The sequence below is a fragment of the bacterium genome (genome assembly GCA_020854115.1).
GTDB lineage: Bacteria > Patescibacteriota > Saccharimonadia > CAILAD01.
Window position 1 is genome coordinate 33,623 of record JADZGC010000012.1, and the last position, 22,923, is coordinate 56,545.

The following is a 22,923-nucleotide window of genomic DNA, read 5'->3' on the forward strand; positions in this document are numbered from 1 at the left end:
AATAGCTGGCGCAAAAGGGAAAGCGTATTAGTAGAATAAGCCAGAGCCTCCCACTTGGAGCAAAGCGTCTCGCGACTGCTTCGGGGGTAGCACCGACTTCTTCTCATACAAAAACGCAACCGAACAGCCAAAAGGGGAATGGCGACTCTACGCTCGCAGCAGTGAAACGCTTGCCAGCGACGGTTACACAATCAATACAAGATGGCGGAGTGTGGCGTTATGCGTCTCACGTGCTGCTGCTTGCGGTCATCATGATTATCGCGACGGCAGGTAAGATCCAGGCAGATAGCTTGAAGATTTCGAGTTCGAAGCTTGGTAATCAGGATACAGATCGGCAGACCGTGTTGGCTTCAGGTGCTATCTTGGCTGACCAGATGCAGCTCGTGATTGCACCGGATATTAAGGCTGCCGCTGATGATGCTGCGAGTAAGATTCAGTTGGTAACGACTGGTGACGGCTTCCTAACCAAGATCGCGCCAATCGCAGCCTCAGCCGCAACCAAGCGTGGCCTTACAAATTACGCGATCAAGTCAGGCGATACTATTAGCTCGATTGCCAGCCAATTTGGCGTGGCTTCAGATACAATTCTCTGGGCAAACAATCTGACCGAAGATGCGACCCTCAAGCCAGGTCAGGAAATCATCATCCTCCCGGTCAATGGGATCCTTTACACCGCTAAGGGAGATGAATCACTCGATACTCTCGCGCAGACATATCGGGCAAGCGCCAATCTGATCGATGTATACAATCAACTCGAGGGTAAGCCACTGGCCGCTGGTCAAAAAGTGATTATTCCAGATGGAGTCAAGCCCGCGCCGCAACCAAGCGTTGTTAGTCGCATTGCTGCTAAGACCCCGACGCGTACACTAGCAAGCTTTAAGGGCGGTGCTAACGGGTACTCATACGGATATTGCACATGGTACGTTGCCGGTCGTCGGGCAGTACCGTCAAACTGGGGTAATGCTAGCTCCTGGTATTACAACGCGATTGCCGCAGGGTATTCAGTGGGTACGACTCCACGCCCAGGAGCAGTTGCTTGGGAGCGAGGCAATCACGTTGCTTTCGTCGAGAGTGTCGGTAATGGCACAGTCACCGTCTCAGAGATGAACTTCTGGGGGAATGGTGGCGGCTGGGGGCGTGTGAGTTATCGCACGACCGACGCAAGTCACTTCAAATACATCTACTAGTCCTGAAGACAGTAAGCCTTAAGCTTGCAAAATACTAAAACGCTGCTATGATTACGGCAAATGAAGAAATTCATCTATCGCCTCTTCGTAACAGTGTTTTTGGTTGGCTTTGAGCTTGTTATCTACTTCGTACTGTGGTTTGCCTGGCTACGACCAGCGCAGGACATCTATTTTATGGGTTGTATGCCAGATGGTACTGCCGGTAATTCGGTAACGTGCAACCCGTACGTGCCGGCCAAGATCGGCCTCACAGCTATCGAAGTGATTGTGGCGACGACTATTAGTCTGGGGATCATTCTCGCCATCTCGGCTCTGGTACAGGCAAACAAGGCTCGTCGCTCACGTAAAGTGCACGATAAAGCAGCCGATAGCGTAGACGCCACCGAAGAATCTGAATAAAAAAGCTCCATATAGCGAGTGCTACATGGGGCGGTACATGTTACGTCGAGAAGTGCAAGTCTGCGATGAGCGGCAGATCATGCCAAGTACACCGCACGCAATGAGCCAGAGACCCGCCGTAGTGGGTAGTATCCAGATAAGCGCATTGCGCAGCATCTTCCACCGCATGGCGTGCAGTTCTTTCCTCCATACGGCAACCGATTCTTGGGTTGGTTTTTCTGGTTCGGGTGGCATAGGATAGTTCACAGACGATCTCTTGTTGTGCCGTAGGCAAACAGGGTAGCTACCAGGAATAAGCAAATTTGTAGGGGGAGTTTCATAACTTCCTTACGTCACAGGTGCAAGAATTAATTGCCAAAATACCATTTTTCGGGTAAAATGTCAAAATATGTTTGTCGATGAAGTGACAATTCACATCGCGGCCGGTAAGGGTGGCGATGGGCGAGCCAGCTTCCTGCGTAGCCGGCACCAACCGAAGGGCGGACCTGATGGTGGTGACGGAGGTCGCGGAGGCAATGTTGTGGTGCGCGCGGAGCATAATTCGAGTACCTTGGCAAAATATCGCACGACCAATCAGTGGATGGCCGAAGATGGTGGTGCTGGCGGTGGCAATAAGCGTCATGGCAAGAACGGCGCCGATCTTATACTTATTGTGCCGCCTGGCACGCTGGTGCGTATCGATGACCGCATCGTGGCTGATCTCGCTATAGACGGCCAGGAGGCTATTATCGCTCGCGGTGGTCGTGGTGGACTCGGAAATACCCACTTCGCGACTAGCGTGCATCAGGCGCCTCGATTTGCAGAGCTTGGTGAGCTGGGCGAAGCATATGATTTGACTCTCGAGCTGAAGCTGCTTGCAGATGTCGGCTTGGTTGGACTGCCAAATGCTGGTAAATCAACGCTACTTTCTGTCATATCGAGTGCGAAACCAAAAATTGCAGACTATCCATTTACGACTCTTGCACCTCAGCTCGGCGCGGCACGCTACCATGAGCATGAATTTGTCGTAGCCGACATCCCAGGTCTGATCGAAGGCGCGAGTGACGGTAAGGGGCTAGGCGATACGTTTTTGAAACACATCGAGCGTACGCGTGTGTTGCTTATCATGATCGACGCAGCTAGCGAAGACCCAGCTCAGACGTACGAGGTGATCCTCAACGAGCTACGTACGTATAGTGAGGCATTGGCTGCGCGTCCGCAGGTTGTGGCGTTGACCAAGGCGGCACTCGTAGATGTAGCAAAAATTACTTCGCAAACCAAGAAGCTCGCGAATGCCGCTGGTGTGAAGTCGGAAGAGATTATCGTGATGTCATCTCGCGAGCATGACGGGCTTGATATCCTCATGGCGCGCTTAGTGCAGGTCGTTGTGGCTGCGCCAGGGCTTGAGGCAGATGATGAGACTGAAGTCGCTGAGATCACAATGGACGACGTCGCAGACTGGTACTTGGATCGTGACGGCGAGGATACCGTTGTTATCAAGGGTAAGGCGGCTGAGCGTTGGGCGGCTCGTACAAATTTCGATAATCAAGCAGCCGTCGATCGCTTGCATCGCATCTTACATCGCGCTGGAGTCTACAAGAAGTTGGCGCAGCATGGTATTGAATCCGAGAAAACCCACCTCATGATTGGTGGGAAGGAGCTCGAATGGTAGATCAGCACTTTGATGTAGGTGGAACTCGAGTTGCTTTCTCGACTCGTCCGGACTTATTCTCGCCAAAAGGCTTGGATAAGGGTACGCAACTTCTTCTTGAGTCAATTGTTGACAAAAAGTATCAACGGGTACTCGATTGGGGTTGTGGCTGGGGTGCGATGGGTCTCTGGCTGGCTGCCCGCGATGCACGTGCGGAGATAACTATGCTGGACAGTGATATGAGTGCAATTAAGGCCACTCAAGCAAATATTGAGTCAAATAGACTCACGAACATACGCTTGATCACGAGTACTGGCTTCGAAGACCTCGAGGAGCAAAAGGCGTTTGATCTGATCGTCTCACATCCACCGACGCACCGCGGGCGTGAAGTGGTCGAAGCGATGATTCGTGAGAGCTACGACCATCTTCGAGAGAGTGGGGAGCTCGTGATAGTCGTCGAAGCCCGCCTCAAGCCGTGGGTCAAGCGTTCGCTCGAGCAGCTGTTTGGCTCGTGCAAGACGCTCAAGCACTCCCAGAAGCATGTCGTACTGTCGGCAGTGCGATAACTTGAAAAATTCTCGATAATCAGGCAGAATTATCTGGTTCTTGTGGGGCATTGGCGCAGTTGGTAGCGCGCTTCCATGGCATGGAAGAGGTCATCGGTTCGAATCCGATATGCTCCACCAGTATCTGAAATCATGAATCACAAACAGGCCTTCATTGCTGAAGGTCTGTTTTCGTCTTCACAGATTCTGCTCACGGACGCAAGCTCTTGTATGTACTTACGCTTGTCCAAGACGCTGGATACTATATAATTGATTGCAGACTTTTCCACCGAGGGTCAAAGAAATCGGTGGCGTCAGGGCTAGAGGTTGGTACCAAGCCTGAGGCCAATTGGAGGAAGTTACGCGACACTTCCCGCGGGGTTGGTTACCCTTCCAGTGCGCAACTGGACGTTGAAGCGAGTGTGGCGTTTCCGAGTGTGATGGCGTCAAGATCGCACTCTGAGCCTGGAGCCAGGCGAACGATATGGCCTTCCCGTTATACAGTTATGTCGGTTATCTAATACTGTCGTAATCGTCGTTCATCACCAGCAACCAGGGTGATCCACAGGCGAAGGAAGTACGTAACCTTCTAGTATGTAGGGAGATCCAGCTCAAGTACCAGGGTATCGCGACCCACACATTGCCCCGGGCAATCGTCGCTCAACTGCGGAAGAGCTGGCCCTGCATGCGATGGCCCGGTCTGGAGAAATCCAGGCCGGGCCTTAATTATGTCTGTAGGTATTCCAAGATCGCCCGATAGTTCATCCTTCGTATCGCGGCGGCTCCATTAGAATTTCTGCAACATCGCCGCATGGGGCATGTAGCTTATTTGTAGGATCCCCTGATAGTTACTCGGGGTGGGTAGGTTTGTGCAGAATATACGTTACCTATCTCTACGCTTCATAAGTATTGACGAAATAATAAAATAGTTGTAGAATAGCTCGAACCTGTCCCAGCAAACGAAAGGACTCCTATGCTGGTAGCGGTCGAACCTTCCATCAAACGATCTGTCACGATTGGAGTTCAGCGCCCACGCGGCGTCGAACTCCATGAGTTCAAAGCCAAGCAACTCACTGAGGCTATCGATTTCATCAACAGCCTTGAATCGCCGACCATCCTCGGCTACCTCGGTGGCCCGGGGCAGTACTTCCTGATCCGCTTGCGGCAGGAGTGTGCCCACCCCACCTATCGAGTGCCCTTCCACGCGCTCAACGAGCACATGGGGGATGCAGCGGTCGGTGCCGATGTTCAGACCCGTACCGAGATGCTGGTTGACTGCTTCATGCAGGCTCCCGAGGTTTTCTACGAGATGGGCGAGTTGGACTTCGACATCTTCTACGCGCGTGAGTTCGCGCGCGCACGCCTGGCCGTTCAGGACCATCGCAAGCGCGCCCAGCTTCAGTACATGGCAGCCGAGCGTGACCTCGAGCTGGCTCTTGGTATCGCGTATCAGGCCAGCAAGGCGCGTAAGATCCTGTCGAATCCCGGCATGATCTCGGGCGCCAAGGCCGACGAGAAGGCCCTGGAAGCCCAGATCGTCAAGTGTCTGGGTCGCATCGTGATCTACGACCTCTTGCGCAACCATCCAGTGTTGCCCCAGGTCAAGGGTCTCGGCCCGGCGCTTGGCGGCGGCATCATCGGTGAGATCCTCGACATCCGTCGCTTCTCTACTCCCCAGCAGCTGCGAGCCTACGCTCGTTACACGCAGGGACGTGAAGGCGGCATCCCGCGTCGTCGCAGGGGAGAGGTGGCGAATTGGTCCGACAAGCTGCATCGACCGGTGTGGCTGTGGTCGACCGATCAGGTCACGCGCTACGATCATGTCTGGCGCGATGTCTACCGTTCCTTCAAGCTCGACGAATTCTTGACTCATCCCGAGATTGAGGTCGTCGTCCGACAGGATGCGCAGGGTCGCGACAAAAAGGTGCGCCGCTTCACGGCAGGCCATCTGAACCGTCGCGCCCAGAGACGTGTCGGCTCGGCTCTACTCGAGTACGTGCATGCCCTCTGGTGGGCTGTGGCTCGTGGGGATGACCCCGTCGCGTGGTATCAGGCAAGTGAGTGGCCGGCCTTCTTCGCGCAGCACACCAGTCGCATCAACGACGAAGGTGGGCTTGAGCAGCTCAATGCATTGGTGGCCGCTCGCAAGGGCGAGACGCCGGACGACGAGCTCGAGGATGAGTCTGGAGACGACTCGGGCATCTGATAGATCTGTGGCAGGGTTAAACGGGAATATTACAAATCTGGATCTTAACCCTGCTACACCTTCGTGCTGCAAGGAGTGATGTCATCAAACGACGGACTGCAGCACCACACCCCCGAGGCTTCGGTCTCGGGGGTGTTTACTTTTTATGAAGATAATGCTTAAATATATCGCATTGGTGGGGCATAAGTAAGCGTCGCAAAGCGAGAGGTTGCCTCACCACATTTTCGTACCTTGATCGACTACAGCCAATTGGCCCCTGCGACAATTGGCTGTAGTGGCTGTAGCCACCCTCGCGCCAGATGATCTGAGGTCAAAAGCGAGTTCAGTTGGCGTCTGCCGAGCAAAACGAGATCTCATCAGCATCGCAAGTGCTCGGCACTGTGGGGCAAGGAGAAGAATCTCAAATCTGGTATATGCTCCATATCTTCTTGGGTTTGAGGATGGCAATTCTACGCGTTGTCAGTAGCATGATTGCCCTTCGAACCCTGGCCCACAGCACAAGGAGTCTCCAAGAGGGCAACTGTGGGTCAAAATCGCGCGACAAGAAGTACTCTCTGAGAGAGGCATTGTCCCGCTGGTCGGTCTACAGCCATGGTTACAAATACTTCCGGTGGCCGGCCAAAATCATGTCTCTGCGAAGGAGCGTTCTTACAAACAGTCACGCTTAGCAGGAGACGGATGCGATCCAGTTGACAGAAGCAGCGGTTACAAAATGCCCTGTGTCGATGGATCGCCTGCGCCCTGAGAAAATCTTCTCGGGGCGCTAAATATTTACTAAATAACTGAAATGTTGTACTATGTAGCTCTCGCGATCGGCAGCAATCGATATGCTCTCTAGGATCCATACTGCTGTCGGTCGCACCATTCGCACCTATATATGTTCTTGTGACTCAAAGATCCAGATTTTCAGGTCCGTCTATGAGTCACCGGTCGGTCAATCACGCTGGTCTCTAATCCCACACATGACCGACCAAAATCTAGCGCGACAAATAGGAAGCCATTAATCACGGTCGATGTCGCGCCGACTTCTCAAGAAATGGTATTGCAAGCCGCATTTGTGAACGGTCGAAATCTTAGGGAGTAAATGTGCGACTACTTAGCTGGGCTTGTGCTCCTTGGTCTGCAATAGTAGGCTTGTATACAATCCACAGTGCAGACCTAAATCGCGTCGGGATCTTGTGGTCGCTCGAACTTGACTCGTAAGTTGTAGTGTTCCAAAGAGGGGAGTTGCGAGCTAAAATCGCCGGTAGTGCAACCGGTCGCATCTTCAAATGAAGCGCTAGCACTACCTTGGGTCTCGAGCGATCATGTTACAAATGCGTGAAGTGGGGCCCAGAATCGTGGTGCAAGGTCCAGAATCACCAAGATCAACATTGCACCCCGGTCGACCAATCGTTGGCTTATTTAACAGTGAAGTTGGTCGATCTAAATCGTTTACCAAGGGGGAAGCTACAAAGAGTGAAGCCGTGGTAAACTTGGCTGGCAAACTGGGCCTTAACAAGAGTTCTTGGTGCCAGCCTACGCGCCCGAGATTAGTCTTGGGCGCGATTGCTTTTTTATGACCCTACACTTGTGCCGTATAATAACTCTATGACTAAGCCGCGCATCGCCGTGCTGATAGGGGGTCCGTCACGAGAACACGATGTGTCCCGCTCCAGCGCTCGCAACATCCTTGCCGCCATCGACGAACATCGCTATGATGTGCGACCGATACTCATTACTCATCAAGGTGAATGGCGGGTATATAGCTCGGAACTTGGGCTCGAAGCCGACACACCGCAGCAGGTATGGGGGCAGACACAGATTCAGGTACTGCTGCCGTACGAGGTGGACGCGGCTTTCATCGCGATGCATGGTGAGTTTGGCGAGGATGGGACAATCCAACGCTTACTTGATCGGGCGACGATACCGTATCAGGGGAGTGGTCCACGCAGTAGTGCACTGGCCTTTGATAAGGCGGCATCGTACGCGACGCTGCGTCGGCAAGGATTCTCGATCCCTGACTACGTGGTGATGAGTCGGGCAGAGTGGGTGGCAAACAGATTCAAGCGCATGCGACAGATTGTGACAGCACTCGGTGCCGATGTGGTCGTGAAGCCGGTTGCGGCTGGAAGCTCTGTTGGTGTATACCTCGTTCACACTCCGGCTCAGCTGGCTGACGCACTTGAGCAGGTGAGTGTCGAGTTCGACCGGTTCATTATTCAGAAATTTGTGCGTGGTGAGGAAGTGACGTGTGGGGTATTGGAGACGGACGAAGGATTAGTAGCGCTGCCGCCAACGCTGATTCGACCGCGCTCGAGCCACTTCTTTGACTACACAGCGAAATACACTGTTGGTGCCAGCGAGGAGATTACCCCAGCACCGCTGCACCCCTCGCTTATTGCTGTCATCCAGCGCGTAGCCTTGGCGGTGCATCGAGCGCTCAAGTGTCGAGATTATAGCCGCAGTGACTTCATACTCACTCGAAATAAATTGTGGCTCCTGGAGCTCAATACACTGCCAGGCATGACAGAGACATCGCTCGTGCCGCAGGCCGCAGCAGCGTATGGCATGGGCTTTTCTGAGCTCGTACATCATCTCATCGAGCGCGCACGAAACCGTCCGGAAGTGATAGAATTACATTAATGTCTCGTCATATCAAAAGAATTGCTCAGAGATTCCTGGTTCGACAGCTCGAGCGAAAAGTCGATCAACTCATCAATCAGCATGACCTGACGGTCATCACGGTGACTGGTACGGTTGGCAAAACCGGCTCAAAGGTTGCGATTGGCCAGGTCCTCGAGGCAGCTGGTCGTAAGGTGTGCTACTCAGAAGACAGCTATAATACCGAGATCGGGATGCCGCTTGCGCTGTATGGGCTCAAGACCCCGTCACGACTGACTGATCCATTAGCTTGGCGACGAATTATCCAACGCATTACTGAAATGAACCGCGTCTATCCGTATGACACGGTGATCGTTGAAGTGGCTGAAGACGAACGCGCGATGATGACCCCGTGGTTGGCGCGCCTCAAGCCACAGATATCAATCTTCACGGGCGCCTCAGCCGCCCACATGGAGCGATTTGACTCAATTGAGCACCTTCGTGACGATGCGGCCTGGCTTGCTTCCCGGGCTGAGCGCTGTTATTACAATGCCGACATAGAGCTGGTACGCGAAGTGATGGAGCGCAAGAAGGGTGCAGTTGGGTATGGTGTGGATCACGGTACGATTCGACTGCACGATGTGAAGCGGGGTCGCACTGGACTGCTGCAAGCTGAGTTGCGGATAGGTAAGGATCGCCAGGTGATCAAGACACAGTTTGTGGCTCGACATAGCTTGTCATATATCTTGGCTGCTGCAGCGGTGGCGCATGAGCTCGGGGTAGCATTTGACCAGATCTGTAAGGGGCTTACTAAGGTCCAGCCTGTGGTTGGGCGCATGCGCTTACTGGCGGGCGTAAATGATTCACGAGTACTGGATGATAGTTATAATTCGAGCCCGGTAGCAGTGAAGGCGGCGCTCGATACACTGATAGAGCTTACGACGCCTCGTGATGGTCGCCGCATAGCGGTGCTTGGAAGCATGAATGAGCTTGGCGAGTTTGCCTCTGAGCTACATCGTGAAGTTGGCGTGTACGCGGCTGAGAAGCGCGTCGACATGCTGATAACTGTCGGTAAGGACGCCATGAATCTCCTCGCACCAGCTGCTATCGAAGCTGGCTTGGCGAAGACCCAAGTCAAGCAATTTCGCACACCCTATGAGGCCGGTCATTATCTAAAGAATCATGTAAAGGCGGGAGATATCGTGCTAGTGAAAGGGAGTCAGAACGGAGTGTTCACCGAAGAGACGAGCCGTATTCTCTTGTCTCCAGAGTTACATCCAGCTAAAGAGTTGGTGCGTCAAGGCAAAAGCTGGAAGGTTCGCAAGAAAAAGAGCTTTGGAATATAATGACGGATTATTCAGATCAAGATATCCAAGCAGACATCGCCTCATTGGGTCATAAAGCAGACGTAGATTATTTAGCAATAATAAAGAATCAGACTGCGATAGAGCGTGATTGGTGGCAGCATGTAGAGCCTTTTAATGATGCCGATGCAGTTGATGATGCGGTGGTCAAAGGAAAGCTTTTATATGTTGGGCCACATGAAGCTTACTTACCCATATTGCGATTTAGGAACCCGACATTGCGTCATTCGTACCCACCTTTTCTTGAGACACATACTCTGAATTTACTCAATGAAATAGCTAATTCGTGGCGTCGTCAGTCATTTGATGCGGGTGTTAACAGCGATTCTCGACTAGCAGTCACGAATTTAGTCACAACCGTTGCTTACCAGAAAACCCTCGTGCAGACAGGAAAACTGGCGATTATGGGTAATCCACATAGTCGTGGAGTGGCGTTTGATATTGACGCTACAGGGTATTATTTAGGAGAAACCCCCGTCAACCACAGACCTGCGGATAAAGATAAATATGAAAAAGCATTTGCAAATACGGGTCATATTTTGCATGCTCCTGAATTTCTATCGGATGATAAATACTTTAACCCCTTGGTTCACGAAATTCTCCAAAGTACATTAGATAGATTCCAAGAGCAGGGCAAATTGCATTATATTCACGAATACCCAGGTACAAATTATTCGGCATTTCATATTTGCAGAAACCCAAACTATTCACCAGTAGGGATGTGATCGCTCGAAAGCCATTTTACAATGAAGCAGTGTCTTGATAGGGCACTCGCATCACTCCTGATAATCAGGTATAATTCGCGCTATGAGTACACCCGACAAGCGACGCATATACAAGCCGACAGAGGTAGAGTCGAAGTGGCAGGAGATTTGGCACGAGGCCGAGCTCTACAAGACGCCGGCACAGCCAAAGAATAAGTTTTATAACCTCGTGATGTTTCCTTACCCATCAGGTAATCTGCATGTTGGGCACTGGTACAACTTCGCTCCCGCCGACACCCTTGGGCGCTTGGCGCGCATGCAGGGTAAGGATGTCTTGCAGCCGCTTGGTTATGATGCCTTTGGCTTGCCAGCCGAGAACGCTGCAATTAAAAACGACATCCCGGCTGATGAGTGGACCGACCAAAACACAGCCAATTTTTATAAGCAATACCAGCGTATGGGCGGGATGTATGACCTGTCTCGCGTGGTCGATACGTCGAAGCCAGAGTATTACAAGTGGACGCAGTGGCTCTTCTTGCAACTCTTCAAGGCTGGTAAGGCTGTCCAGCGTGATGGGATTGTGAACTGGTGCCCGAAGGATAAGACGGTGCTCGCGAACGAACAAGTGGTGCACGGAGAGTGTGAGCGTTGTGGGACAACAATTGAGCGCAAGAATCTCAAGCAGTGGTATTTTACGATTACTGATTATGCCGATGCGCTACTTGATGATCTCGATACCCTCGATTGGCCAGATCGCGTCGTGCAGCAGCAACGTAACTGGATCGGTCGCAGTAAGGGTGCGAAGGTACGGTTTAAGGTGTATGAAGATAAGCCAGTTTATGCGGGTAAGGCACATAGCTATTTGATGGGTGCAAATAATATCTCTGACGCTGATCTTTCAAATCTCGATATTGTCATAAAAGAAAAAACCGATACTGCACGAAAAATACTTATTCCTCAGGCTTCACTAAAAGCTTATGAAAAGCTTATTTCAGATAAGCTCACCCCAGGCTTTTGGAATGAATATATCGATCACGAGACTGTATTTTTGTTTAAAAATATCGATGGAAAAGTAGATCGTATCGTTCTCACGGCGGAGACGGCTTCAGAAATTAATTCTTTAGCAGAGAAATATGCAAAAACCAGCTTTGGTGACCCATGGAAGATGCTTGCTGAAAATGAATTTTATGCTAAACAAGTTCCGATTGAGATCGAAGTCTTTACGACGCGACCCGATACGATCTTTGGCGCGACCTTCATGGTGATTGCTCCAGAGCATCCGCTGGTATCGACACTGACCACTGACAAGCACAAAGCTGAAGTCGATCAATATATCGAGTGGACTGGCTCACGCACGGACGTTGATCGCATGGAAGCAAAAGAAAAAACCGGCGTGTTTACCGGCAGCCACGTCATAAATCCAGCCAATGGTGAGGAGATCCCGGTTTGGATCGCGGATTATGTATTGATGGGGTATGGCACGGGAGCCATCATGGCGGTCCCAGCTCATGATGATCGTGACTATGCTTTCGCGAAGAAGTACAATCTACCGATCAAAAAGGTCATTGAGCCAGTGACCGGTGAGCCGCAGGTCGACCCGGAGCATCGCATGAGTATTGTAGCTCTGGTACACAATCCTCGGTCGGATGAAGTACTTATGATCAATTGGGGCGCGCAAGGTGGGCGATTGCTAATCGGTGGCGGGCGAGAAGCGGATGAGGATGTGGTGGCAACGGCGACTCGTGAAGTCATCGAAGAAACCGGCTACTCGGATATTAAATACATTCGGCAGACCGAGCGCATTCATCACCATTATTTCGCGCATTCTAAGAATGTCGCACGTCAGATCGAATGTGTGGGTGTGCACTTTGAACTTCTGAGCGATGAACGGATCGAGCCGCAGCTCGAGGCTGACGAAAAAGGTAAATTCTCGGTCGAGTGGGTGAAGGCAGTTGAGGCAGAATCAGTTCTGCAGGACGAGCTGCATAAGTATGTATTTGATGCATTCTTGCGCGATAAAGTCTTTACTGACGATGGAGTGGTGTGCAATTCGGGTCAGTTTGATGGTCTGGAGACTGCGAAGGCTAAACAAGAGATTACGGCGTGGTTGCAGCAGCGTGGGGATGGCCATGAGACGATGAACTACCGTCTACGCGATTGGTTGATTTCGCGTCAACGCTATTGGGGCGCGCCGATCCCGATCATACACTGTCCAACCTGTGGAGCGGTGCCGGTTCCAGAAGAGGAGCTGCCGGTCGAGCTGCCGCTGGGAGTGAAGTTTGATAACACCGGTCGCTCACCATTGCAGACGCATCCAGATTTTGTGAAGACTTCTTGTCCGCAGTGTCATCATACTGAGGCTCGCCGCGAGACCGATACCATGGATACATTCGTGGATTCGTCATGGTACTTCTTACGCTACCCAAATACACAGTACGTCGATGGCCCGTTTGACCCGGCGGCAGTCAAGCAATGGCTACCGGTCGATCTGTATACGGGCGGGGTAGAACACGCCATTCTTCATCTCCTGTATGCGCGTTTTATTACGAAGTTCTTGCACGAGCAGAAGCTGATTGATTTCAAAGAGCCGTTTAAGCAGCTTATTAATCAGGGCATGATCCTAGGTCCGGATGGCAACAAGATGAGTAAGTCCAAAGGAAATGTGATCGACCCGCTGGTCTATCTCGAGCAGTATGGCTCCGATGCGCTACGTTTGTATCTCATGTTTATGGGGCCGTGGCAGGATGGTGGTCCATGGGATGCACGTCGCTTCGAAGGAACCTATCGCTTCATGCAGAAGACCTATGACGCGCTGTCTCCTGGCTACCTCGAGCAGACAGTTGATGACGTGGTCGACACGGCACTCACAGTGCAACTCCATAGGTTCGTCAAGAAAGTTGGTGACGATATTGCGGCTACGCGATTTAATACAGCCATCGCAGCATTGATGGAGCATATGAATGCGCTCATCACCATCAAGCGCGACGGATCGGTGAGTGCTACTACCTGGCAGACCGTTGTCCTAACAACTATTCGCTTGCTTGCGCCGCTTGCACCACATTTGGCGGAAGAGCTCTGGCATGACAATGATCAGGAAGAGAGTGTGCATCTTGAAGTCTGGCCAGTATATGACCCAGCATTACTGATTGAAGATGTTGTCACAATCGCAGTGCAAGTAAATGGCAAATTACGCGGTGAATTTATGACTACTCCGGGACGCGTACCAGGAGCTATCGAAGAAACTGCACGCGAAGAGAATGCGAAGCAAGGCTGGACTAAGGATGCTCAAATCATCAAGGTGATAGTCGTGCCTGATCGGCTAGTAAACTTCGTAGTGAAGAGCTAAAAGATTATTTCTTGAGGGCTTCTTTGAGCTCTCGAGTTTCTTCTTGGATTTCGGCTTGCGATGGAGTATCTGCTTTTTCTAGAGCCATATTCTTGCGATCGCGGATGATATGCCAGAGTGATGGGAGTACCGATATGGCTACTATGACGATAATGCCAGGGATGATGTACCTCTCGGGGTCTGGCATAAGTGAGCCTAGGAAATATCCCATTAGCGTGAGCCCAATCGCCCATAAGACCGCACCGATGACGTTGTAGAAGAAGAATCGTCGGTATTCCATTCGCCCGACGCCGGCGAGAATGGGCGCGAAGGTACGCACGACAGGGGTAAAGCGAGCCAGGATGAGAGTCTTGCCGCCATGCTTCTCGAAGAAGGCTTGAGATTTGTCGATGTATTTTTGGTGAAAGAAGAGTGAGTCTTTTTTCTTAAAAATCCGTGGCCCGACACGCTTACCGAAGGCATAACCGACATTATCACCGAGTACTGCGGCGATGAAGGTCAGTGCACATAGAAGCCATACATTGAAATATCCCTGCGAGGCAAAGATACCTGCCGTGAAGAGCATACTGTCGCCAGGGAGCATGAAGCCAATCAGTAGGCCGGATTCGGCGAAGACGATCAAGAAAATACCGATGTAGCCGACGCTTTGGACGAGGGGGGCGAGCTCGAAATGCATTAGATATATCCTAGCATGAACTGCTGAGCTGAGCATAGGCTGATGGGAAGTAGTAAAAAAGTTGACAAATATTGACAACAGTGGTATATTTCGATTATGCAAATCGCCAATCTCGCGAAAAAACTCGAAGCCGTCGGCCTAACTGAAAAACAGGCCAAGGTGTACGTGGCAGCCCTCTTTTTGGGGCCGGCTTCCGTTCAGCGTATCGCTGAGCAGGCAGAAGTAAACCGTGCGACGACCTACGTCATACTCGACGAGCTGGCTGCTATGGGACTGGTTTCTACTTCTGTAGAAGGTAAGAAAACTGTCTTTGTCGCTGAGTCACCGGAGGCAATCGAGCGCTATCTGAATTCGATCGAGAAGGAAATAGCTGGGCGCAAAGAGAGCTTGAAGAGGACGATGACGGATCTTAATGATATAAGCCGCGTAGAGGCGGACGATGCCCCAGTTGTGCGGTTTTTCAGAGGACCTGAGGCAATGCAGGCTGTTAGCGCATACCTAAGTCGCAAGTCAAAGAAGCATGAGGTAGTCTATGGCATTATGGACATAGATGAAGTCATGAAGGTATTTCCAGATATATTAACGGCTAGTCCGAAGCGACGTGCGAAAAAGGGAATTACGAGTAAGGCATTTTATTCAGGCTCTGTAGAGTTGCTCTCGGACCCTACATCAGGGCGCAAGACTCGTCGTCTGGAAAATAAGGCGCTTGGTGATGTGAATATATATGATGATCGAATGACTATCCTGAGCTATAAGGGTACAGATTCGGTTGGTGTAATTATTGAGAGCAAAGAGATAGTGGCGGTTATTCGACAGCTATTTGAACTCGCATGGTCAAAGCAGTCTAGCACTACAAAAGAGAAGTAATTATTACTAAAACTTGACAAAATATATAATGTCAAGTATAATCTGTTCGTCATCACCAACCCAGGGAGGCAAGCATGAGATCCGATCGATCACTACGGCACCTTCCTGCGGGGCCGTGAAGCTTGAGGAGAAGTCCTCCGCGAGCTTGCTTGAAGCAGGGCAATCCCGAAAGGGGCAAAAATGGGGCATGTAGTCTGATGGCCCGCGGAACGCCGACATCGCCAAGAAGGCGCCGGCGTCCAGCTGACGACCACGCGGTTGTCAGATTAGATCTTTAGCTCGACGACTTGGTCGCTGAGCTAAAGATCTGAAACCAACACCGTTGGGCGACCTGGCCCAACAGAACGTGACCAGGTCGCCCAACAAAACTCTCCTCGCTCACTCACTCATTCTTTCTCAAGATGAGCTCGAGCTCATCACCCGCCCCTTGTGCGGGCGTTTTCTTTTTCTGACAAAAAATACTCTATGCTCTAAGCTTACATCAGGCACAAGTCACTTAAAAATGTCAAAATATTTCACATACATATCAGTAAAAATGCATAATATCTTAATAAAATCACAAAAAACGATAAAAAGCATTGACAATAAATACATTCTTTGATATAGTGCATGAAGTTACAAAATATGTTGATACTTTGTAACAAAAAGTACCTATTATTCACTAGATCCTTTATGGTGCTCAGCAGAGAGCCTTGAGTGATTTCGACCCGATAACGAGACCTCAATCACAGAATAAACCTCGTCTCACGTTATCTCACCGCAAATACCCAAGCTTCTCTCATGAGCACCTACACTGAATTCAACTCCACCATCAATTTCATTGACCTGCCGCTCGAAGAGCGGATCGAGGTCATCATCGACGAAATGAGCCCGGTTGGCTTCCTCGCGCTGATCGAAATGCTCGACGGCGAAGCGGATACCAATCGCATCGCCCGCGCGATGTTCGAGCTTGGCATCAAGCTTGGCTTCCTCGCCGGCCACGAAGATGGGCACGCCTGTGCCGATTTGAGTGCTGACCCGGAGCCAGTAGGGCCAACACCCGGTTATCTGTAGTACGCATTCCGGGCCGGCCAGGCCCCCGATTAACCCGAAAGGGGGTGAAAATGGCCAAGGGATTCACGCGCCGTTGCGGCGCACCCCGTCCTTCTACGCCGCGGACTCCGGTTCTTGAGCGTTCGGATTGGTTGGTTGAGATTTGCTCGACCGGTGAAGTGCTGATCGTGACCGATCGGACCTACATCGAGATGAGTACCGAGCTCAACCAGACCCATCCGGGGGACTGGGATCTGTGGGATCGCGAGTAGCGACCCGCGGCGCTCTAGTGGAGCGTGGCAACAGAAGTGAGGCGGCGATAAAAAAGAAGCCAAATCACACCACTCGAGTATGGCGCTCGTACAAAAGCCCGTAATTCCCAGGGGAAGTACCTGGGGGCTGGAGAGAACCGGTCGTCACCAAACTCCGACAAGAAAGTCGAAAAAATCGAGCCAGTGAGAGGTGGCTCTAAGCGCTTGGCGCAGCTCACAACCCCCATTGGGGCAGCTATAAGCTGCTCCAGGGGAGCAGTCCGAGGATGTGTGTCCTCGCTGATGAGTCCAAAAGGACGAAACTGTCACTTTGATTATCGATCCAGATCATCACAAGCGCTCCCACGCTGGTAATTTAATACATCTTAGAGCGTATGAGTGAGTGCTTGTGATGCGTGATCGATGAAAAGATTTGTATCTTGAAGTATGGGAGCCTTGTGCTTCCAGCGCGCGGTCTTCATTCGAGGAATATGGCCCCGCGCTGGGAGTATCAAAAGCTCCACAAGACCACTGGATGGGTAAAATCTAGCAGTTGAGGTGTCGCATGCGAAATGACGTGCATGCGAGTTAATTGCCTTGGCTGTTAGTGAGAGATGCGCCGGGCTGCCTTCCGCGAGGAAGCCAGCAGCCACCGAAGAGTTCACGTCACTTCGGGTAACGTCGAGAGACGTCGGAATAAAAAAGGCATCGAGGGAAAGTTCATCCTTAAATGCTGATCAGTGCCCTCGGGTCTGTGGGCCGGAAGCCCACAGGTTCTTTCACGCTGACCAGTAAGTTCGCCCACGAGCCGTGACTGAGTCGCGGATAAGGCAGAGGGAAAGGTGAATCCCAGGGTGGCGAACTCGTGCGTCAACCAAAATCACCCCTGCCTAAACCCCATCCCAGGGGCATGGCCACCGCGTAGCTACCGAAAGGTCGGAAAATGGCATGGGTTTAAGGCACCCTGAGGAGAGGCCGAGGCCTCCAGAGCTCCTCGAAGCCGACACTTCTTTGCTACGGAGATGTCGTGCAGCCGAATACCCTCACGGGCTCCTTTGGGGCTCGTGAGGTCCCAACCAGAGCGCTTGAATTGGTTTCAAGCCTTGTGGCTGGGATTTTGCATAAAATCCTGAACCTTGTTAATCAATTCATTGCGAAACCACTCGGTAATTCACTCAGCTTATCAGAGTATTGTAGGTATACAAAAACAGTATCTTGGTAAGCTGGGCGAATACCCAGACAGCATGAGGTGGTACTCATGCGAACCCCTGTGAAGTTGAACTGATACGCTTGCAATCCCGTAAGCCCAGTTTGATGGAGGGAACGTTGGTTGAGAAGGGAGGATAACCATCAACCAACTACTCGTCAACTGTGGGCACCCCCTGTCGGGGGCAGCCGCAGCTGAGCTCGATACTCCTGCCCTGGGAGTAAAGATTCGTCGTGAGGCGGATCGTCAAGACTTCCCCCTCCCGCGAAGGCGAGGAGGGGAGGTGGCTGTAAGTCATATGCGAAAGCGGAGTGACGTCCGTCGTAGTATATGCGTGTCATCTTCCATGCTTGGCGGAAGGGACTCGGGTGGAGGTGCTATCAACACCTTTTCCCGACGAGAGGGCAGTCTCAGCAGAAAGGAGCCACCAGCTCCCGTTGTTGAGAACGAACCCGAAAACGTCCTTCGGGACAAACCCCAGGGGCCGATTGGTTTCGACACGGATGAACAGATAATGTTTGCGACCCGTCTTGCTCAGAGACGTAAAACAGGGCACCAAAATAAACGCCGCCTGATAAGCACGTTTATTGTCACTCACGCAAGTGAGAAGGACGGGGTCAAACTACCACAAGCCTGGCAACAGAAGTGGAAGTGACAGTAGGAAAGACTGCTGACTACTAGCAAAGACTGGTTGACGATTCGGAAAGACGATTCGGTCTGGCGACCTATCGCCCCAGCAGCCGAAAGCTGAAATATAGGAATGGTCGTAGCAAGCGTTATGCTGCTTTCGCGGACGGGGGTTCGATTCCCCCCGGCTCCACACTCGCCACCACGGTCTATAGATCGTGGTGGCCCCACCAGAGTTCATAATTATTTTTGTGGATTGTGGTGGGGAAATGCCCCAACAGGTTGACGCACACCTGACTTCTCCTTGGAGGAAAAATGCGTAACAAGTTGCTCCTGTCCATCATCGCCGCCGGGCTCTTTGTCGCGGGCTGTACTTCCGGCACGATTCCGGCCGAGAAGCTCGAGAGCACCTACGCGTGCTCATATGAGCTGAAGCTAACGCACGATGCTCGTATCGTGCGCTTCGTCGTCGATGACACCCTGCCCGCCGAGGTCCGGTCCAGTTACTGGTCCAAGGGATCGCAGGCCGAGTGGGGACGTCTTATCGAGAAGAGGACGGGCCGTACCGCCCCCTTCAAGAAGGGTGACGTCTTGCAGATCCCCGCCAAGTGCGGGACGCAGGGCGCCAAACCCACCGCCACGCAGTAACGAACAAGCCCCCACGAGCAATCGTGGGGGCTTCATTCATTTGCTAAATAAAAATACCCATCCTATGAAGGGTGGGCGGGATGAGCCGATGCAGGATCGCTAGCTGAAATCGAACTCATAACCGAGGAGCTTCATGTGCTCATCGAGGACGGCCAGATAGACTGGGCTGATCGCGGAGGGGCTCTTGATCTTGGAGCGCTGTTCGATCAGATCCGCAACACCAGCGAGGCGATTACGCCTCAGGATTGTCAGGATGCACGAAAGTGCTGCAGTCATTTGCACGGAGACTCCTTCCTGAAGTAGGTGCGGATATTGCGCTCGTGATTCTACTGAAAAATACATGCAAAGTCAATATCTATGGGCTTGTTTAATGGGCAAATACCTGCTATACTAGCCCTCGAACATGCGTCTCGCATTAGCTCGCGGCAACACCATACTCTATGCGCCGCAGTCTTTATCGCACTCTGTAGCGACACACATTTGAAGCGGGACACGTGGTAAATACCATTAAGCAAAATAAGGAGCCAGACCAATGGCTGTACCAAAGAAACGCACCAGCAAAGCAACCAAGGGGCAGCGTCGTAGCCACCACGCAGCGACTCCAGCTCAACTGATGACCGAACCAGAGTCAGGTCTCGTCGTACCACGTCGTTTGTGGCGCGCGGCCAAAGAAGGACTCGCCAGAATCGGTTCAAAGCGTTAGAATATAAAGTAAGTTCACATTAAAAATCAATGTCCTCAAACCGTCACCTCGCCCGCATCATTGCCCTCCAGAGTCTGTATGAGTACGAATTTCGTACCCATGCTGATGTTGAAGGTCTTACGACCGACATCAAGGAGATTCTCGAACGCAATCTGACTGTCTACCAAGACACGATGCAGGAGACTGACTTCGTACGCGACCTTGTCGAAGGCACGATGGCAAACATCGATGAAGCTGACAAGATGATCGAACCCGCTGCTCCTGAGTGGCCAATCGATCAGATAGCTAAGATGGATCTCACGATTCTCCGTCTCGCGATCTACGAGCTCATGATCAAGCGAGAGGTTCCACCAAAGGTTGTAATTAACGAAGCGGTGGAGCTGGCCAAGAGTTTTGGTGGTGAAAATTCGTCGAAGTTCATCAACGGAGTCCTGGGGACAATCTATAGGCAGAGTGAATTCTATGACCCAAGCGAAGACCACAAAGTCCAGCGAGAGCGCAGTAGCGGCACAGACCGGGCCAAATCGCACAGCGCCACGCCGACGTCGCAAGCACAACGGGCGACCGGCAGCGAGAAGTCACCAGACTCGTCGCCGGAATCAACCGACGATGGCCAGTCAGACAGTGCAGGCACCGGCGAAGACCAGCTCGAATCAGCAGGTACGTCAGACCAGCCATCCGCACCAGTCGACCAAGACTAATCATAATCCGCAGCGACGCAACAATAATCGTCGTCGTAATAACAAGGCTGTCCGAGAATACTCGGCTGGCGGTTTGGTGTACCGCATGATGCCAACTGGTCTCGAATTCTTGCTCATCGAAGACCTCAAGGGGCGCTGGAGTGTGCCAAAGGGGCACGTCGAATCTGGAGAGACTCTGGAGCAGACAGCCTTACGTGAGATTGGAGAAGAGACTGGGCTGAAAAATACTCGCATTATCGACAAGCTTGATAAAGTACATTTCTTCTATCGCTTCGAGGGTCGTTTGATCTTTATGACGGCGTTTCATTTCTTGATTGAAGCCGTTGATCCCGATGAGCCGATTGTCGTCGAGGAGAGTGAAGGGATTGTCGATGCGCGGTGGTTTTCTACCGAAAATGCTGCGCAAGTGTTAGAGTATAAGAGCTTGAAGGAGCTACTCGAACGCTCTATGAATATCTTGAAGGAGATGGCGATCGTATGAGTATTACCTTGCGCGGGCAAGACGAAATCCAAAAAATACTGCAGGTAGAATTTGATAATGTTGATCTCTATCGTGAAGCGTTTACACACCGCAGCTATCTGAATGAGCATAAGAAGCACGACATTGCGCACAACGAGCGACTCGAGTTTCTGGGTGACGCCGTACTCGAGCTGGTGGTGACGGACTATCTGTATCGCAATTTTCCCAACCCAGAAGGTGAAATGACTGCTTGGCGAAGTGCACTCGTAAAGACTGAATCGCTAGCTGATGTCGCCGAGCGCCTACAGCTAGGTCAGTTCCTCATGATGAGTCGTGGTGAAGCCAAATCGGGTGGCCGCACGCGCGAAGCACTCCTGGCAAACATGGTAGAGGCGATTATTGGTGCTCTGTATCTTGATAAAGGGTACGATGCGGCTACCAAATTTATTAGTGATCACATCATTTCGGCATTAGACGGGATCCTGAAAGAAGGCAGCTGGATCGATGCGAAGAGTCGTTTCCAGGAATTGACTCAAGAGAAGGAAGGCATCACGCCACACTATGAGATGATTCGTGAAGAGGGCCCTGATCACGAGAAGATCTTCACGATCGGCGTGTATGTTGGCGAGCGGTTGTGTGGTGAGGGGCAAGGCAATAGTAAGCAGTCGGCTCAGCAGGCTGCTGCAACCGATGCACTCAAAGCATACAAACCCAAGCGGAAGTAGTTCTTTTGGCATGAATGACTCTCGAGAGCCAGTTAAACGAGATAGCGCAAATGAATCTGAAGCGCCCACAGAAGATGCTCATGCTCAACAATTACGTGAGGAGCTAAGAGCTATTAGGGATGCGCAACAACAGGGTGAGGTGACTGAGTCTGAGCAGGCAGGAGATCGGTTGCGGGTAGTCGAAGGTACTACGAAGCCAGAAGCCGGCGTATTAAAGCCGGGCGAAAAGTTTCGATTTCTTATTACTGCTGCAGTGCAGGCGAACCCAACTGAACTTGGTACCTTTTTGTACAATGGTGGTACGGAATTCCGAGGTAGTGATCGACCCGTGAACACAAGTTTAATTGACCAAGATCATACAGTAACGTTTGAAGGAAGAAATGGTTTTATTCTCGAACCACCAGAGGATCCGCATGATGTTGTCGCGGCACAGCCACATGACTTTGGCTCGAATGATCTGACGCGTCAGTCGATAGAGTATACGGGCGATGAATTGTTGGTTGCTACAGACCCTCTAGCTTACAACCATATAAACGTCGCCAGTGGCAAACTTTTGGGTGTTTTTATTCGGCAGCGAGAGACTGGTGAAGACCTTGGACGAGCTGAAGCTAATAGTGAGCTCAGGGCCTTTGCGCAGCAGTACGGTCTTCCGGTGGTTGAAATTCGTACACGCCCTGAAGAGTTACATGCAGGCCCTCCGACCGTTGAACAGCTACCAGCCAATGATGGTAATCGATTGTGGAAGATTAGGCTCCCAGAAGAGGGCGTGCAACGCGACATCGATGTTATTCAATTGAAGGCAGGTGAGCGGCCACGAGGCTTTGATCCTAATTCTGAGGGCTTCGATTTGCGAGTCCAGGAGATAGATGGCTATGGTGAATCACGCTTTGTGATGGAAGATATTCCAGTCTTGCGTGCGGTGTTGAGTCAACTAGAAGCATTATCGGAGGTTGCGGCTGATCAAACGCCGGCTGTGAATTTTGCACGCCAACGACTTGCGCAACAAATAGCTTCACTCGAAGCCCAAGCTACCAATCACTAGCATCTCGCATATCAATCACG

Annotated in this window: 20 protein-coding genes, 1 tRNA gene and 1 other RNA gene; 20 read left to right on the forward strand and 2 right to left on the reverse strand. The window is 51.7% G+C overall.

Going from position 1 to position 22,923, the window contains the following annotated elements; all coding sequences use genetic code 11:
* The first annotated feature begins 161 nt into the window (after window positions 1-161).
* The 10 genes from IT415_02195 to IT415_02240 all read left to right on the forward strand — a co-directional run bounded on the left by IT415_02195 (window position 162) and on the right by IT415_02240 (window position 13,964).
* A complete protein-coding gene (locus IT415_02195; GenBank protein ID MCC7543497.1) occupies window positions 162-1,187 on the forward strand; it encodes a LysM peptidoglycan-binding domain-containing protein in 1,026 nt (341 codons plus the stop codon).
* 60 nt (window positions 1,188-1,247) lie between these two features.
* Window positions 1,248-1,586 (forward strand): hypothetical protein, encoded by a 339-nt coding sequence (locus tag IT415_02200; GenBank protein MCC7543498.1) that lies wholly within the window; start codon window positions 1,248-1,250, stop codon window positions 1,584-1,586.
* Window positions 1,587-1,974: 388 nt separating this feature from the next.
* Window positions 1,975-3,237, forward strand: a complete 1,263-nt coding sequence (obgE, locus tag IT415_02205) for a GTPase ObgE (protein ID MCC7543499.1) — start codon at window positions 1,975-1,977, stop codon at window positions 3,235-3,237.
* Complete coding sequence (locus IT415_02210) at window positions 3,231-3,782, forward strand: methyltransferase (protein MCC7543500.1); 552 nt, start codon at window positions 3,231-3,233, stop codon at window positions 3,780-3,782. Before obgE ends, IT415_02210 begins: the two co-directional genes overlap by 7 nt.
* Window positions 3,783-3,826: 44 nt before the next feature.
* Window positions 3,827-3,902: transfer RNA gene (locus IT415_02215), tRNA-Ala, on the forward strand.
* Window positions 3,903-4,734: 832 nt separating this feature from the next.
* The gene (locus tag IT415_02220; GenBank protein MCC7543501.1) at window positions 4,735-5,967 is read left to right on the forward strand and encodes a hypothetical protein; all 1,233 of its coding nucleotides are present in this window, start codon (window positions 4,735-4,737) and stop codon (window positions 5,965-5,967) included.
* 1,590 nt (window positions 5,968-7,557) lie between these two features.
* Window positions 7,558-8,592, forward strand: a complete 1,035-nt coding sequence (locus tag IT415_02225; GenBank protein ID MCC7543502.1) for a D-alanine--D-alanine ligase — start codon at window positions 7,558-7,560, stop codon at window positions 8,590-8,592.
* The gene (locus tag IT415_02230; protein MCC7543503.1) at window positions 8,592-9,896 is read left to right on the forward strand and encodes a hypothetical protein; all 1,305 of its coding nucleotides are present in this window, start codon (window positions 8,592-8,594) and stop codon (window positions 9,894-9,896) included. The genes IT415_02225 and IT415_02230 overlap by 1 nt, the downstream gene beginning before the upstream one ends.
* Window positions 9,896-10,639 carry a hypothetical protein gene (locus tag IT415_02235; protein MCC7543504.1) on the forward strand — a complete coding sequence of 248 codons (744 nt, stop codon included), beginning with the start codon at window positions 9,896-9,898 and terminating at the stop codon, window positions 10,637-10,639. The genes IT415_02230 and IT415_02235 overlap by 1 nt, the downstream gene beginning before the upstream one ends.
* 82 nt (window positions 10,640-10,721) lie before the next feature.
* Entirely contained in the window at window positions 10,722-13,964 is a 3,243-nt protein-coding gene (locus IT415_02240) for a class I tRNA ligase family protein (protein ID MCC7543505.1), read from the forward strand.
* Window positions 13,965-13,968: 4 nt separating this feature from the next.
* Here IT415_02240 and IT415_02245 read toward each other — a convergent pair whose 3' ends face one another.
* Window positions 13,969-14,640, reverse strand: a complete 672-nt coding sequence (locus tag IT415_02245; GenBank protein ID MCC7543506.1) for a VTT domain-containing protein — start codon at window positions 14,638-14,640, stop codon at window positions 13,969-13,971.
* Window positions 14,641-14,736: 96 nt separating this feature from the next.
* Here IT415_02245 and IT415_02250 point away from each other — a divergent pair, with 96 nt between their 5' ends.
* The 5 genes from IT415_02250 to IT415_02270 all read left to right on the forward strand — a co-directional run bounded on the left by IT415_02250 (window position 14,737) and on the right by IT415_02270 (window position 19,272).
* Window positions 14,737-15,507 carry a hypothetical protein gene (locus IT415_02250; GenBank protein ID MCC7543507.1) on the forward strand — a complete coding sequence of 257 codons (771 nt, stop codon included), beginning with the start codon at window positions 14,737-14,739 and terminating at the stop codon, window positions 15,505-15,507.
* 780 nt (window positions 15,508-16,287) lie between these two features.
* Complete coding sequence (locus IT415_02255; protein ID MCC7543508.1) at window positions 16,288-16,560, forward strand: hypothetical protein; 273 nt, start codon at window positions 16,288-16,290, stop codon at window positions 16,558-16,560.
* A gap of 50 nt (window positions 16,561-16,610) precedes the next feature.
* A complete protein-coding gene (locus tag IT415_02260) occupies window positions 16,611-16,811 on the forward strand; it encodes a hypothetical protein (GenBank protein ID MCC7543509.1) in 201 nt (66 codons plus the stop codon).
* 1,666 nt (window positions 16,812-18,477) lie between these two features.
* Window positions 18,478-18,820: a transfer-messenger RNA gene (gene ssrA, locus IT415_02265) on the forward strand.
* 119 nt (window positions 18,821-18,939) lie between these two features.
* A complete protein-coding gene (locus tag IT415_02270) occupies window positions 18,940-19,272 on the forward strand; it encodes a hypothetical protein (protein MCC7543510.1) in 333 nt (110 codons plus the stop codon).
* A 99-nt stretch (window positions 19,273-19,371) separates the two neighbouring features.
* On the opposite strand, the gene IT415_02275 is transcribed toward IT415_02270, so the two are convergent.
* Window positions 19,372-19,548: a hypothetical protein gene (locus tag IT415_02275; protein MCC7543511.1), complete on the reverse strand. Its 177-nt coding sequence runs from the start codon at window positions 19,546-19,548 to the stop codon at window positions 19,372-19,374.
* A gap of 256 nt (window positions 19,549-19,804) precedes the next feature.
* Here IT415_02275 and rpmF point away from each other — a divergent pair, with 256 nt between their 5' ends.
* The 5 genes from rpmF to IT415_02300 all read left to right on the forward strand — a co-directional run bounded on the left by rpmF (window position 19,805) and on the right by IT415_02300 (window position 22,903).
* Complete coding sequence (gene rpmF / locus IT415_02280) at window positions 19,805-19,975, forward strand: 50S ribosomal protein L32 (GenBank protein MCC7543512.1); 171 nt, start codon at window positions 19,805-19,807, stop codon at window positions 19,973-19,975.
* Window positions 19,976-20,004: 29 nt separating this feature from the next.
* Complete coding sequence (nusB, locus tag IT415_02285) at window positions 20,005-20,676, forward strand: transcription antitermination factor NusB (protein ID MCC7543513.1); 672 nt, start codon at window positions 20,005-20,007, stop codon at window positions 20,674-20,676.
* 85 nt (window positions 20,677-20,761) lie between these two features.
* On the forward strand, window positions 20,762-21,157 hold the full coding sequence (locus tag IT415_02290) for an NUDIX domain-containing protein (protein MCC7543514.1): 396 nt from the start codon (window positions 20,762-20,764) through the stop codon (window positions 21,155-21,157).
* Window positions 21,154-21,861 (forward strand): ribonuclease III, encoded by a 708-nt coding sequence (gene rnc / locus IT415_02295; GenBank protein MCC7543515.1) that lies wholly within the window; start codon window positions 21,154-21,156, stop codon window positions 21,859-21,861. Before IT415_02290 ends, rnc begins: the two co-directional genes overlap by 4 nt.
* Window positions 21,862-21,871: 10 nt before the next feature.
* On the forward strand, window positions 21,872-22,903 hold the full coding sequence (locus IT415_02300) for a hypothetical protein (protein ID MCC7543516.1): 1,032 nt from the start codon (window positions 21,872-21,874) through the stop codon (window positions 22,901-22,903).
* Window positions 22,904-22,923: the final 20 nt, after the last annotated feature.